Annotated in this window: 14 protein-coding genes; 5 read left to right on the top strand and 9 right to left on the bottom strand. The window is 69.2% G+C overall.

Going from position 1 to position 12,557, the window contains the following annotated elements:
- Nucleotides 1-98 precede the first annotated feature (98 nt).
- The 4 genes from ABT336_RS16975 to ABT336_RS16960 form a co-directional block, all read right to left on the bottom strand.
- A complete protein-coding gene (locus ABT336_RS16975; protein ID WP_350897554.1) occupies nucleotides 99-1,235 on the bottom strand; it encodes a glutathione-independent formaldehyde dehydrogenase in 1,137 nt (378 codons plus the stop codon).
- A gap of 60 nt (nucleotides 1,236-1,295) precedes the next feature.
- Nucleotides 1,296-1,949: an HAD family hydrolase gene (locus ABT336_RS16970; RefSeq protein ID WP_350897553.1), complete on the bottom strand. Its 654-nt coding sequence runs from the start codon at nucleotides 1,947-1,949 to the stop codon at nucleotides 1,296-1,298.
- 122 nt (nucleotides 1,950-2,071) lie between these two features.
- Complete coding sequence (locus tag ABT336_RS16965) at nucleotides 2,072-2,896, bottom strand: SCO6745 family protein (protein WP_350897556.1); 825 nt, start codon at nucleotides 2,894-2,896, stop codon at nucleotides 2,072-2,074.
- Nucleotides 2,897-2,963: 67 nt separating this feature from the next.
- Nucleotides 2,964-3,626: an FKBP-type peptidyl-prolyl cis-trans isomerase gene (locus ABT336_RS16960; RefSeq protein ID WP_350897552.1), complete on the bottom strand. Its 663-nt coding sequence runs from the start codon at nucleotides 3,624-3,626 to the stop codon at nucleotides 2,964-2,966.
- Between the two features lie 164 nt (nucleotides 3,627-3,790).
- On the opposite strand from ABT336_RS16960, the gene ABT336_RS16955 reads away from it, so the two are divergent.
- The gene (locus tag ABT336_RS16955) at nucleotides 3,791-4,183 is read left to right on the top strand and encodes a PPOX class F420-dependent oxidoreductase (RefSeq protein ID WP_350897551.1); all 393 of its coding nucleotides are present in this window, start codon (nucleotides 3,791-3,793) and stop codon (nucleotides 4,181-4,183) included.
- A gap of 58 nt (nucleotides 4,184-4,241) precedes the next feature.
- On the opposite strand, the gene ABT336_RS16950 is transcribed toward ABT336_RS16955, so the two are convergent.
- Entirely contained in the window at nucleotides 4,242-4,895 is a 654-nt protein-coding gene (locus ABT336_RS16950; RefSeq protein WP_350897550.1) for a hypothetical protein, read from the bottom strand.
- Nucleotides 4,896-5,065: 170 nt separating this feature from the next.
- Entirely contained in the window at nucleotides 5,066-6,130 is a 1,065-nt protein-coding gene (gene ku / locus ABT336_RS16945; RefSeq protein ID WP_350897549.1) for a non-homologous end joining protein Ku, read from the bottom strand.
- Nucleotides 6,131-6,220: 90 nt separating this feature from the next.
- On the opposite strand from ku, the gene ligD (ABT336_RS16940) reads away from it, so the two are divergent.
- Entirely contained in the window at nucleotides 6,221-7,183 is a 963-nt protein-coding gene (gene ligD, locus ABT336_RS16940) for a non-homologous end-joining DNA ligase (RefSeq protein WP_350897548.1), read from the top strand.
- 17 nt (nucleotides 7,184-7,200) lie between these two features.
- Entirely contained in the window at nucleotides 7,201-8,109 is a 909-nt protein-coding gene (ligD, locus tag ABT336_RS16935; protein ID WP_350897547.1) for a non-homologous end-joining DNA ligase, read from the top strand.
- A gap of 11 nt (nucleotides 8,110-8,120) precedes the next feature.
- On the opposite strand, the gene ABT336_RS16930 is transcribed toward ligD (ABT336_RS16935), so the two are convergent.
- Nucleotides 8,121-9,560 (bottom strand): hypothetical protein, encoded by a 1,440-nt coding sequence (locus tag ABT336_RS16930; protein WP_350897546.1) that lies wholly within the window; start codon nucleotides 9,558-9,560, stop codon nucleotides 8,121-8,123.
- A gap of 212 nt (nucleotides 9,561-9,772) precedes the next feature.
- Between ABT336_RS16930 and ABT336_RS16925 the strand changes: the two genes are divergently transcribed.
- Nucleotides 9,773-10,594: a hypothetical protein gene (locus tag ABT336_RS16925; protein WP_350897545.1), complete on the top strand. Its 822-nt coding sequence runs from the start codon at nucleotides 9,773-9,775 to the stop codon at nucleotides 10,592-10,594.
- Between the two features lie 52 nt (nucleotides 10,595-10,646).
- Here the strand turns inward: ABT336_RS16925 and ABT336_RS16920 are convergent, their stop codons facing one another.
- Complete coding sequence (locus ABT336_RS16920; RefSeq protein WP_350897544.1) at nucleotides 10,647-11,411, bottom strand: hypothetical protein; 765 nt, start codon at nucleotides 11,409-11,411, stop codon at nucleotides 10,647-10,649.
- 107 nt (nucleotides 11,412-11,518) lie between these two features.
- A complete protein-coding gene (locus ABT336_RS16915) occupies nucleotides 11,519-11,812 on the bottom strand; it encodes a hypothetical protein (protein WP_350897543.1) in 294 nt (97 codons plus the stop codon).
- A 453-nt stretch (nucleotides 11,813-12,265) separates the two neighbouring features.
- Here ABT336_RS16915 and ABT336_RS16910 point away from each other — a divergent pair, with 453 nt between their 5' ends.
- On the top strand, nucleotides 12,266-12,466 hold the full coding sequence (locus tag ABT336_RS16910; RefSeq protein ID WP_350897555.1) for a winged helix-turn-helix domain-containing protein: 201 nt from the start codon (nucleotides 12,266-12,268) through the stop codon (nucleotides 12,464-12,466).
- Nucleotides 12,467-12,557: the final 91 nt, after the last annotated feature.

Raw genomic sequence — 12,557 nt, 5'->3', positions numbered from 1 at the left:
GCCGATGGGCCGGGCCGGACCGAGCCGATGGGCCGGGCCGGACCGAGCCGATGGGCCGAGCTGGGTCGGGGTGGGCCGGGGCGGAGTCGGGGTGAGGGTCAGGCGGCGGGCCGCAGGACGACCTTCGAGTAGCCTGCCTCGCGTCGGTCGAAGCGCTCGTACGCCTCCGGGGCGGAGTCCAGCGGCAGCTCCTTGCTGACCACGAAGCCCGGCTTCGCCCGACCCGCCACGATGAGGTTGCGCAGGAACTCGTTGTACGCCTTGACGTTCGCCTGGCCGGACCCCATCCGCAGGCCCTTCTCGAAGAACTTGCCCATCTTCACCAGCAGCTCACCCCGGCCCGAGTGCTCGTCCGGCGCACCGGGGTCGTGGGCCAGGTAGAGCCCGATCACCCCGAGCATCCCGGTCGGGCGTACCACGTCGATGAGGCTGTTCAACACCGCCGCCGGCTGCTCCTCGCCGCCCGACCCGTGCGCCTGGTAGCCGACAGCGTCGACCCCCCGGTCGGTGCCCACCCCGTCGGTGCGGTCGAGGATCTGCTGCACCGCGTCCCCGGAGGAGAAGTCGATGGGAACGGCCCCGATCGACTCGGCCAACCGCAGCCGGTCCGGCACCTTGTCCACCACGAACACCTCGGCCGCCCCCATCAGCATCGCCGAGTACGCGGCCATCAACCCCACCGGCCCGCCGCCCATCACAGTGATGTTCTCGCCCGGGCGCAGCTCGCTCATCGCCACCCCGTGGTACCCGGTGGGGAAGATGTCGGCGAGCATCGCGAAGTCGTTCTCGAACTCGGTTCCCGGGGGCAGCTTCAGACAGTTGAAGTCGGCGAACGGCACCCGCAGGAACTCGGCCTGCCCACCCCGGTACGGCCCCATCGACACGTAGCCGTACGCGCCCCCGGCGAATCCGGGGTTCACCGTCAGACAGAACCCGGTCTTGCCCGCCCGGCAGTTGCGGCAGAACCCGCAGGCCACGTTGAAGGGCATCGAGACCCGGTCACCGGTACGGAGACTGACCACCCCGGGGCCGGTCTCCACGATCGTGCCCATGTTCTCGTGGCCGAAGACGATGCCGGCCTCGGCGTCGGTCCGGCCCTCGTACATGTGCAGGTCGGAACCGCAGATCGCGGTCGTCGTGATCTTGACGATGACGTCGTTCGGATCCTGGATACGCGGATCGTCGACCTCGGAGACCGTGACGTCGTGCGGCCCCTGGTACACCACAGCCTTCATGTCTCGACCGTAGGCCGCCAGGGGGTCCCGTGCGGCCGGTTCGGCCGACTCCGCAGGGGGTCAGCCGAGGCGGTCGAGGACCGCCGGGGTCAGGTCACCGACCGACGACAGGACCACCGCCGCGAGGGCCTCCGCATCCGGGTCCAGCGGGTACGCCCCGTGCGGCACCGCCACCACCCGCATCCCGGCCGCAGCAGCCGAACGCACCCCGTTGGAGGAGTCCTCGATCGCGGCACACCGGGCCGGATCGACCCCCAGCCGCCGGGCGACCGCCAGGTAGACGTCCGGGGCGGGCTTACCCCGCTCCGTCTGCTCAGTCGACAGCGTGGTGCGGAAACACCCGGTCAGGTCCGTCGCCGCCAACGCCGCCGTGATCAGGCGGGTCGGGGAGGAACTGGCCAGCCCCAACGGCCACCGGGCGGCGATCCCCCGCACCACCCCGTCCGCCCCGTCGATCACCGGTACGCGGGTCTCGTACCGCCGGGCCATCTCGTCGACCACCTCCGTGGCGACCTGCTCGGCGGTCCGGCGTACGCCCAACTCGCCGCTGAGGTACTCGGCCCACTCGCCGGTGCTCATCCCCATCAGCCGCCGCTGGGTGTCCGGCTGCCAGGTCCCGCCGTGCGTCGCCACGTACGCCCGACGGACCTCCTCCCAGACCGGCTCGGAGTCCACGATCACGCCGTCGAGGTCAAAGATCACCGCATCCACCACGCCCCCATCCTCCCCGACCCCCTGAGATGCAAGGAAGGGCCCCTTGTTAACGCCTATGGTAGAGAGGGGTTCCCCTATCACTCCGACCTGTTAATAAGGGGCCCTTCCTTTCGAGGTAGGGGTTAGGGGGTGGGGGGTGGGAGGCCGATGGGGTTGTCCGGCGGGATGACAGTGCGGCACCGGCGGGCGATCGGTTCGAGGAGTTCCCGCAGTCGATCCGTACCGGCCGGACCCAGGGTCTGCCACGGCCTGGCGGCGGCGGAGTCGGTGGCGTCCTCGACCTCCTGGAACGCGGCCCGCCCCCGGTCGGTGGGGGTGCCATCGGCGGTCAGCCAGCCCCGCTCGACCAGCCGCCCCCGGGCGTCGTGCCACTGCGCCTCGGTGAAGCCCCGGCCGAGCAGGTTCTTGGCGGGCATGTCCACGGCGACCCGCCAGGCCAGCGTCTCGACCGGGTCCAGACCGGCGGCGACGAGGGCGGCGACGTGCCCGTCCCCCCGGTGCTCGCGCAGGGTGGTGGCCGCCTGCCAGAGCCGGGCCAGCGGGTACTCGGCCGGTGGGAGGGCGGCGTTCGCCGCACCCAGGACCCGTCCGGCCGCGTCGACAGCCCCGGCCGCCGTCGCGATCAGGTCGGCGGCCTCGGCGAGGTGGGCTTCGGGCAGTTCGTACGTCGACTCGGCCAGCGCCTGCACCGCACCGGTCAACCGGGCCCGCAGGGCCTCCTCCGGGGTGGCCAGTTCCCAGACCGAGGGCAGGGCGCGGGCCACCATGTGCGGGGCGAAGGTGAAGAAGGCGGCCACCACCGGGGCGGCCTCGACGGGGCCGAGCGGGGCGGCCCGCCCGGCGAAGTAACCCCGCCAGTAGCCCCGCAACCCGACCGCCTCGTACGCGGCCCGGGACCGGGAGTGGAAGTAGGTGACAGCGTGGACCGGTTCGACGTACGTCCACATCGCTCGGGCTGTCCGTCCCGGATCGTCCGGTGTCACCACGTCCACCTCCACTGGCGGGGTCTCGGAACTACTGGGCGGCGAGGACGTCCACCACGAACCGCAGCGGACCGGCCGGACGGCCACTGGAGGCGTCGTCGCCGTACGCCAGTTCGGCGGGGAGGTCGAGCTGCACCCGGCTGCCCACCTTCACCCCGACGAGACCCTGGTCCCAGCCGGGGATGACCTGGCCGACGCCGATGCCGAAGGTGGCGGGCTCGCCACGCTCCCAGGACGAGTCGAACTCCTTGCCGTCCTTGTAGAAGACCCCGACGTAGTTGGTGGTGATGTTCTGGCCGGACTTGACCTCCGGGCCGGTCCCCTCGATGAGCGGGGTGACCTTCAGTTCGGTCAGTTCACCCTCGCCCCCGGTGACTGTCGGCTTGGTGCCGAGGGCCGGGTCGGCGCCCTCCGGCAGCTGCGGGGCGGGCGGAGCGGCGGGGTTGGCGGGGTCCGCCGGGTTGGCCGGGTCGGCGGTGGCCGAGGGGGTGCCGGCGGCCTGGTCGGCGGAGTCGTCGCCACCGCCCTGGCCGACCGCCACGAAGACGCCGACGAGGATCGCCACCACGGCGAGCCCGGCACCGGCGCCCAGCCATGCCTGTCGGCGGCGCTTGGCCTCGGCTGCCTTCTGGGCCGCCAACTGTTCGGCCAGTCGCCGCCGAGCCTTGCTCTCCTGCGCGCCGCGCTCGCTCACGTCCTGGACTCCCTGCTGAGAAGTGGGTGCGTCCGGCCACGGACGCCGTCGCGGACACGGTACCTGGTGGGTCGCCGTACCTCCGACTATCGATCGCGATCGGTGGGAGAGATGGGGTGATTCGTGGGCATGTTTGGTAGGGGATGTCGGGGTAGGTTCCGGACATGACGATCCTCACCGACAAGGACCGGGCGCTCCTGGCCGAGCCGCAGCTCGCCCACGTCGCCACCATCGAGCCCGACGGAAGCCCGCACGTGACCCCCGTCTGGGTGGACACGGACGGGGAGCACATCATCTTCAACACCGCCAAGGGCCGGCAGAAGTACACGAACATCCAGCGCAACCCGGTGGTCGCCGTCAGCGTCGTCGACAAGGCCGACGACTACCGGACCCTGTGGGTCAAGGGGACCGCCGAGTTCGTCGAGGAGGGTGCCGACGAGCACATCGACCGGATGACGCAGAAGTACCTCGGTCAGGAGACGTACCCGTTCCGGCAGGCGGGCGAGGAGCGGGTGATCGTCCGGATCACCCCGACCCACAAGCTGGGTCGCGGCTGAGCTGTGAGAAGGGCCCCTTGTTAGCGCTATGCGTTAACAAGGGGCCCTTCCTTGCAGGTCAACGGCCTTGGTGTTGGTTGTTGGGGGAAGCGGTCGACGGTCCCTGCGCCGGTCGGGTCGCCGACTGGCCCGGACCGGCAGTCGTTCCGGGAAGTACGCCCCGAGCCGCCTCGGCGGTCATCCTCTGGCTCAGGGCTGCCTGGGCGGCCGGGAAGTACCTGTCGACGAGCGGTTTCGCCGCCATCCGGAGGGCCAGCCGGACCTGCTCCCGTCTGGCCTGCGCGTCTTTCACCTCGGCGGCGGTCGTGTGCGTCCCGGCTTTCTTGGCCGCGTCGATGAACTGCTGTTCCTTGTTGGTGAAGAAGTGGATCGACTCTGCCGTCACATAGCTGATGTCGGAGTTCTCCCCGGGGACGCGGATGTGAGTCGGATTCCAGTAGGTGTGTGGCGGCCCGGCGCTCCCCGGCTCGCTGAGCGTCTCGGTGTAGCTCGACTTCTCCTCACCCACCCTGGCCCGGTGGGTCTCTGCGGTGGCGGCGAGGTCGGTGGCCCGGTCGAACCGGATCATGGTGTCGAGCAGCCGGCCGACCGTCGGGTCCGCGATGATCTTGTCGACGTCCGACCTTCTGAGAAGGAACGTCCTGGCCCTCGTATCGCCGCCGTCCTGCAGATAGCCGGAGAGTCTGGTGGCGCGTTCGTCCTCGTTGGTCATGGTCCTGCTCCCGTACGCATAGTCGACTGCCGGTCAGCCCCACCGAACGGGGGTACCGGGGGCGACTGCCGTCGTCGGCGGAGCCCCCGCGACCACCGACGGGCGGGACACCTGGTTCTACGCGGTCGAGGGCGTCGGGTTCAGCACAGCGGGAACTTCGTCGGGCCAGGTCAGGCCGATTTACGCGGGGCCGCCTTCTTCGGCGGGGTGTTCGTGGCCTTCTTTGCGGCGGTCTTGCCGGTCTGGGCCTTCTTCGCCGGGTTCCGCTTCTGCGCGTCGGCCTTCTTCACCGGAGCCTTCGCTGAGTTCTTCTTCGCCGTACCCGTTCCGGCGGCCGGGGCCTTCTTGGCCGTACCCTGCGACTTCGTGGCCTTCTTGGCCGACCGGGCCGACGTGATCGGGGTCGGCTCGCCCGCGCCGCCGCCGGACCGTCCGCCCGCGCCGCCGCCGGACTCGCCCCGGGCGGCCCGCGCCCTGTCGACGGAGGCTTTCAGGGCGGCCATCAGGTCCACCGCGGCGGGCGGGGCCTCCTCGGGGGCCTCCGGCTGGACGACCTCCCGACCCTCCACCTTGGCGTCGATGACCTCCTGCAACGCGGCCCGGTAGTCGTCTGTGAAGACCTCCGGCTGGAACTCCCCGGCCATCGAGTCGATCAGGGAACTGGCCATCGCCAACTCCGGGGGGCGGACCTTCAGGTCCTCGCCGAGGAAGGCGAAGTCGGGGGTACGGATCTCGTCCGGCCAGAGCATCGTGTTGAGCAGCAGTACGCCCTCACGGACCCGGAGGGTGGCCAACTGCTCCCGTTGGCGGATCGCCACCTTGACGATGGCCACCCGTTCGGCGTCTGTCAACGCGTCCCGCAGCAGCACGTACGGCTTCGTCGCGGCCCCCTCCGGCTCCAGGAAGTACGCCTTGTTGTAGAGGATCGGGTCGACCTGTTCGGCCGGGACGAACTCCAGGACGTCGATCGCGTGGGATGTGCTCAACGGCAGGTCGGCGAAGTCCGAGTCGGTGAGGACGACCATCTCCCCGCCGCCGATGTCGTACCCCTTGGCGATGTCGTCGTAGGTGACCTCCTTGCCGCAGACCTGGCAGGTCCGCTTGTAGCGGATCCGCCCCCCGTCGGCCCGGTGCACCTGGTGGAACCGGATGTCCTTCTCCTCGGTGGCGGCGTAGAGCTTCACGGCGATCGAGACCAGCCCGAACGAGACCGCGCCCTTCCAGATGGTCCGCATGCCGCTCCTTACCTCTTCCCCCGTACTGCTCAGGATGGCAAATGAACGAAGGCGGCACGTCGACTTCGCCGGGTAACTACAGTTCGACAGGTGCCCGGGGCGCCGCTGAAGCCGATGCTCGCCACGACCGGCCCCCTGCCGTCGGGCGTCGGGTGGACGTACGAGTTCAAGTGGGACGGGATCCGCGCCCTGGCCGACGTCGGCACCGGGCGGCAGCACCTGTACGCCCGGACCGGTACGGAGATCACCGTGGCGTACCCGGAGTTGGCGGGGCTGGCCGACCACCTGGCCGGGCTTCCCGATCCGGTCGACGACGCACTCCTCGACGGGGAGGTGGTCCTCTTCGCCGAGTCGGGGGCACCCTCGTTCGTCGCCCTCGCCGAGCGGATGCACGTCCGGGACCGGACCCGGGCGGCCCGGCTCGCGGCGTCCGCCCCGGTCACGTACCTGATCTTCGATCTGCTCCGGTTGGGTGGCGCGGACCTGACCGGACGCCCCTACGTCGAGCGGCGGGCGGTCCTGGAGTCGCTCGGGGTCGGCGGCCCCCGGTGGGCGGTCCCGCCCGCCTACGACGACGGGGAGACCACCTGGCAGGTGGCGGGGGAGCACGGCCTGGAGGGGGTGATGGCCAAACGGTCGGCCTCCACCTACCGGCCGGGGGTCCGCTCGCCCGACTGGGTGAAGGTCAAGCTGGACGTCACAGGTGACTTCGTGGTCGGCGGGTGGCGGCCCGGGGCGCGGCGGATCGGCGGGCTCCTGGTCGGGGTGCCCCGCCCGGACGGTCGGCTCACCTACCGGGGTCGGGTCGGCGGGGGGATCGGGGCCGCCCTGGAGCGTCAGCTCCTGCACGAGCTGGAACCGCTGCGGACCACTGACTCGCCGTTCGCCGGGGACGTCCCCAGGGCGGACGCCCGGGGCGCGACCTGGGTGGACCCGACGGTCGTCGTCGAGGTCAAGTACGGCCAGCGGACCCCGGACGGGCGTCTCCGGTTCCCCCGGGTCCTGCGGCTGCGCCCCGACAAACCGGCCGGGGAGGTAGCTGATGTGGACTGACGTGGAGGTGGGTCGAGGTGGCGGGTGAGCGGCTCCGGGTCGACGTGCAGGGACGCGCCGTGGAGCTGTCCAACCTCGACAAGGTCCTCTATCCGGCGGCCGGGTTCACCAAGGGCGAGGTCATCGACTACTACACCCGGATCGCCCCGGTCCTCCTGCCGCACCTGGCCGACCGGGCACTCACCCGGATCCGGTACCCCGACGGCGTCGACGGGGGTTCGTTCTTCGAGAAGAACAAGCCCGCCGCCACCCCCGACTGGGTACGCGTGGCCACCCTCCCCGTCCCCGGCTCCAGCAAGGGGCGGGAGACCATCGACTACGTGGTCGCCGACGACCTGCCCACACTGGTGTGGTTGGCGAACCTGGCCGCCCTGGAGCTGCACACCCCGCAGTGGCGGATCGGCACCCACCCCGACCTGATGGTGGTGGACCTGGACCCGGGTGCCCCGGCGGCCCTGCGCCAGTGCTGCCAGGTGGCGTTGCTGCTGCGTGACCGGCTCGCCGTCGACGGCGTCGAGGCCCACCCGAAGACCTCCGGGAAGAAGGGCATGCAGCTTTCCTGTCCGGTGGCGGGGACCCAGTCCGCCGAGGTGGTCTCCGGGTACGCGAAGCGGATCGCCCAGGAGTTGGAGCAGCGGCATCCGAGGCTGGTCGTGTCGAAGATGGCGAAGAACCTCCGCCCCGGAAAGGTCTTCATCGACTGGAGTCAGAACAGTGCGGCGAAGACCACCGTCGCGCCGTACTCCCTGCGGGCCGCCCCGACTCCGACCGTCTCCGCCCCGCTGACCTGGGAGGAGGTCGAGGCCGGCGCAGCCGGCGAGCGTCCGGCCACCACACCGTACGGCCCGACAGAGGTCCTCGACCGGGTCGAGACGTACGGCGACCTGATGTCGGACGGTGGCGTCCGACCTGCCCTTCCCGAGTAGCCCCGACGTCGTCAACGACCCATCGAGGAGCCCTGCGTCCGACCGGGACCCTGGTACGCGAAGGAACTGCCTGCGCCGCCCGGACCCGGGCCGTGGCCCCTCTTCTGGAGGCGGCTGTTCGCCACGAACTGCCGGTTCTGGTCTGCCCTGGCCCAGATGTCCCTGGTGACAGCGATCACCGCCGAGTCGAGGCCCCGGGTGGCTGCGTCAGCTTCCTGTCTGGCCCTGTCGATGTGTGTCGCGGAGGTGGCCCGCCCTTGCCTGAGGCTCTGAACAAAGGCGTCCCGCTCCAGTGTGGTGTTCCCGAAGCCCACTCGTCGGCGGGCTTCCTCCCGCTCCCGCATCGATCGTTCGCCCTCGCTGGTGAGGTACCGCAGGGTGACTGTCTCCGGCTGGCCGGTGTCGCGTGACGGGCGAACCTCGGTGAAGGTGATGTGACCCCTGTTCTCGTAAGCGGGAAGGATGGGTCTGTCGTGCCTGTCTGCGGCGGCAGGCTGCCGGTAGGGCGAGAGGGAGCCGGGGTGGTGATCCAGTGCGGCTGTTCGAATCTTGGTCTGTTCGTGTAGTTCGAGGTGTCTGGCACCGACGGTGAACATGCTGTCGCTCACCCGGGGATCGTTGACGAGCTGGATCTGCCCCTGGAGATCGAGGGCGTTGATGTACCGCTCGGTCACTTCGGGAGACGCAAGATTCCTCAGGCCCGGCAGATTCTCCTGACCCGGGGTGGCTCCGGTCGTCAGGGTTCCCTGAGCGTCGATGTCGGGGTGCTGGGCCGACGACCCGGTCGCCCTCCCGGTGACCCTCCTGAGGGCGTTGCCGATTCTTTCGAGTCGACTGTTGCTGGTCATGGATGCCACCTGGGAGGTGCTCGGCTCCGCTGCCTGGCTGCCGCCGTACCCGGCGGCCGGGATCGCCGCACACGCTGCCCGCGAGAGTCCCGGGGCCAGGTCCCGCAACTGAGGGATCTCCAAGGGCAGTGACAGGTAGTCGCCGTTGCGCCCGGCCAAGGCCAGATGGCTCTCGAAGTTCATGGCCGCCCGCCCCAGGAGGTCCCTCACCCTGGTGTCCCTGGTCATCTCCAGCTGATCGTCGTACGGCGCGTTCAGCACGTAGTCGGCGGCCCCCTCCGAGCAGTACGCGAGTACGTGCTCGGTCGTGTAGAAGGACTCCTCGCTCCTGCGGAGGATGTCGATGCTGGCTGCGACCACCTGCCCACCGAGTCGCATCCGGTGCTGTTGGTACGTGTCCTCGGCCCCCGGCGCGTCGGCCGAGCCGCGTCCCGAGAGGACTGTGGCGTAGTTGAGCGCGGTCTCCGCATCGCCGACACTGGCTTCGATGTGACCGTTCTGGGAAAGCTGATCCCGGCCCTGCTCGGACAGTAGGCGATCGATGTAGAGGTCGACGACCTCGGAGTCGCAGATCTCTCTCACTCTTTCGAGGTTGACTGTCATGGGTGCGGGCTCCAGGGGAGGTCGGGGGTCACCGGCTGTGGAAGGGCGGGCACGGAACCGGCCTGCCCGCCCTTCTACGGCCACCCGTCACGTCCGGTTCACCCGGGAGGTGAGACGAGCCGAACCGCCGTTGAACCGTCGGACGTGTCCGTCCGTCAAGAGTCGAACCGGTGATCGGCCGGCCCCTGCCAGACCGACGGGAAGACACTCCGATGCCAGAGAATCTGTTTACCACGGCGAAGCTCAAAGAAATCTATTCTGAACATGCTGACAAGTTTCCTGATGTCCCCGACGAAATGTCACCCGCGCTGCTGGAGAACGTCGAGGTGAGGGGTCAGATGGTCCAAGCCGAAATCGCCAGGAGGCGGCGCGACGCCCTAAAATCGATCATGAATGACGGTGCGACGACGAAGTTGAGGTATCTGAACTCGGACGCAGGTGAGAAGCCGTTCTACACCGAACCGGCCGTACGCGATTCCCGGGGGCGCGAAATCCTTCCCGCGTACGAAAACCCTGGGCACGTCATTCTCCCCCCTGCTCCGGGTCGGCCGGACTCGGGGACGACGAACCAGCCTCCCCAGGAGCCCAGGCGCTACCTGGAGGAATCCGGTGAGGAGGCCATGCGCCAGCGAGCCGAGGCACGCGCGCGTGCGAAACAGGAGCCGGCAAATCTCGAAGAGCTCGCCTTCGGCGCATCACGCCGTAAGGTACTGGCTGCCACCGGTCAGATGGTGATCGAGGCGAACTCGCAATTTCAAGACCGCCTTGTCAAACTCTCGCAATCCCTGAACCAGGCCGCCGCTGACCTGTCCCGGACCGGCAGAGATACGGTCGCCGACCAGTCGCAGGTGAACAGCGCCGCCGTCGCCGGTCCGCCCCAGGCGCAGAACACCGCCGTCGCGAATGCCGCCGTCGCGAATGCCGCCGCAGCCCGGCCCGGTCAGCTGCCTCGACATGGTGTCGGATCCGCCACCCGGCCTGCCGGGCAGGATTCGAGTAGCGGGCCCACTCGATCGTCCAACCGGACACCCTGACCGGTTCCACACTCGAACAAGCCCTTCGTGGAGGCCGCCACCACCGCTCTGCTCACTGTCTGTGGGAGCGTCCGCTCTGCCGGTGTTGATCTGACCGGTGGTGGTGCCGCCGCGACGAACCCTGCCCGTTGTCGCCCCTGCCGTGCTGCGCTTGGAAGGAAGGGTCGCGCATCGAAGCCGCGTTCGTTCTCTCTTCCTCCTGTCGCAGCGCCTTGAAGTGACTGTTGCTTACCTCCTTGACCAGAGTGTCGAGACCGGTCTGGATCTTCCGCACATCGTCGGCGGCTTTTCTGATGTCTTTGTCGGAGGTGCCCAGTCTCCACGCCTTGGCTTTGTCGAACTCCTCCCGCTCCTCCTTGTTCTTGCCGATGCCTGCGTCCTTCAGCGACTTTTCCCGGTCGCGCATGTTTGCCAGTCCGGCGTCGGTCAGGTAGTGACCCACCTGGACAGTCGTCTGCTGCCTGCCGCGCTCGTCGGAGGACGTCTGCTCGTGCGGGGCGACGATGTGACCGCTGTTGGCGTACGGATCGGCCAACATCCTGCCCTTCCTGTCGGCGAATGCGGGCTGCGTGAAGTGCAGGGATCCGTCGAACTCCGGATCGTGAAAACCCTGGTAGTCGAGCGCCGATTTCTTGACAGCCAGTCGCCAGTTGAGCGAATCCGAAGCCTGGCGGAGCGCATATACGAGGCGCTGGACATCATGATTCTCGACCAGTGAATTCGCAGCATCTCCCATGGTGTCGACGTAGTGCGTCTTGGTCTCCGGGGCAACGTTGCCGGTGACTTCTTCCAGCGTCAGGTCGTGCTGCCGAGGCATGTCGTGATCTCCTGCGGGGGTCGGGCGGGACTCGGCCCGGAACGAGGGCCGGTCACACTACGGAAGGCGAGCGCCTTCGGTTCGACCGAATTTCTGCGGGAGTGGGTTCAGGGGGTGTGGCGGAACGCACGCTGGTTGCGGACGCGGCGGGTGCAGGGCATGGTGTGATCCGTCGGCAGGGCGCACCGGCCGCCTCCGGTCAATGGTCGGTCACAGAAAACCCGATGGTGTACGCCCTGGGCGTCCTCCCGGGACACTGTGACCTCGCCGACATCCATCACTCGACTGACCTGCGCCAATACCCGGGCGGCCGTTCTGGCGAAGATTCGGGCACGCATCAGGTCGGGTGCGGCGATCGGCAGGTGGATTACCCACCGGCCCTCCGCCTCACCGGTCACCATCGGGGCGCGGCGGCCCGGTGGCGGCCACCCGTCTCGCGTCGCTCGGTAGGGCTCGGCTCGGGCAGGAATCGGCGCATCGGGGAGCGCATTCGTACCGCCTCTCGACGTGTGGGTGGGGGTGGACCTGCCGACGCAGCCTCATCCGGCAGTACGGCGGCAGGGAATCTCACGGAGCCCGGGGCGGCCGGACCGGAGGGTTGGTCCGGCCGCCCCGGACCGGGGGGAGTAGTGCCGACGCGACAGGGCCACCACCACGGAAAGCGCCAACCGACCGCAGGCACCCCGTCACTGAAAGCAACGGTACGGCCATTCCTCACCTACGTCAAGTGCCTCGCCTACCCCGCCATCATCACCTTCACCTTTTGGGCAACGTGCATTGCCTGCTTCACGCAAGGGATCGATACTGGGCGAGCCAACCGACTGCAAGGGGCCGACGTGCCGATTCCGCCGACCATGGACGAACTGCTCGACGACGTGCAGCGAAAGATTGCCGAGGGGAAGCTTCCGCCGGGCTCCCAGCTACCCTCCGGGCGCGCGATGGCCGACGAATACGGCGTTTCCCACTCCACCATCCAGCGAGCCATAGCGACTCTGCGCAAGCAGGGTGTGCTGGTGGGGCGGCCTGGGCGGGGAGTCTTCGTCGCCGAGCGGTAGGGCTGCATCGGGTCACCCGGTCATCCGGGTCCAAGATCGCATTGGGTTCGAGTGGTTTCTCGGCATCACTGGGGCTGAGTGCTGACGTGGT

This window comes from Micromonospora sp. NPDC000207 (assembly GCF_040300925.1).
Taxonomy (GTDB): Bacteria; Actinomycetota; Actinomycetes; order Mycobacteriales; family Micromonosporaceae; genus Micromonospora.
Note: the sequence above shows the minus strand (reverse complement) of the source record. Positions and strands in the feature narration are given on the sequence as shown.

Bases quoted from the DNA above. Each gene is read 5' to 3' on its own strand.
- ABT336_RS16975 (WP_350897554.1), bottom strand. From the start codon at position 1,235: ATGAAGGCTGTGGTGTACCAGGGGCCGCACGACGTCACGGTCTCCGAG.
- ABT336_RS16965 (WP_350897556.1), bottom strand. From the start codon at position 2,896: ATGTGGACGTACGTCGAACCGGTCCACGCTGTCACCTACTTCCACTCC.
- ABT336_RS16955 (WP_350897551.1), top strand. From the start codon at position 3,791: ATGACGATCCTCACCGACAAGGACCGGGCGCTCCTGGCCGAGCCGCAG.
- ABT336_RS16950 (WP_350897550.1), bottom strand. From the start codon at position 4,895: ATGACCAACGAGGACGAACGCGCCACCAGACTCTCCGGCTATCTGCAG.
- ku (WP_350897549.1), bottom strand. From the start codon at position 6,130: ATGCGGACCATCTGGAAGGGCGCGGTCTCGTTCGGGCTGGTCTCGATC.
- ABT336_RS16930 (WP_350897546.1), bottom strand. From the start codon at position 9,560: ATGACAGTCAACCTCGAAAGAGTGAGAGAGATCTGCGACTCCGAGGTC.
- ABT336_RS16925 (WP_350897545.1), top strand. From the start codon at position 9,773: ATGCCAGAGAATCTGTTTACCACGGCGAAGCTCAAAGAAATCTATTCT.
- ABT336_RS16920 (WP_350897544.1), bottom strand. From the start codon at position 11,411: ATGCCTCGGCAGCACGACCTGACGCTGGAAGAAGTCACCGGCAACGTT.
- ABT336_RS16915 (WP_350897543.1), bottom strand. From the start codon at position 11,812: ATGGTGACCGGTGAGGCGGAGGGCCGGTGGGTAATCCACCTGCCGATC.
- ABT336_RS16910 (WP_350897555.1), top strand. From the start codon at position 12,266: ATGGACGAACTGCTCGACGACGTGCAGCGAAAGATTGCCGAGGGGAAG.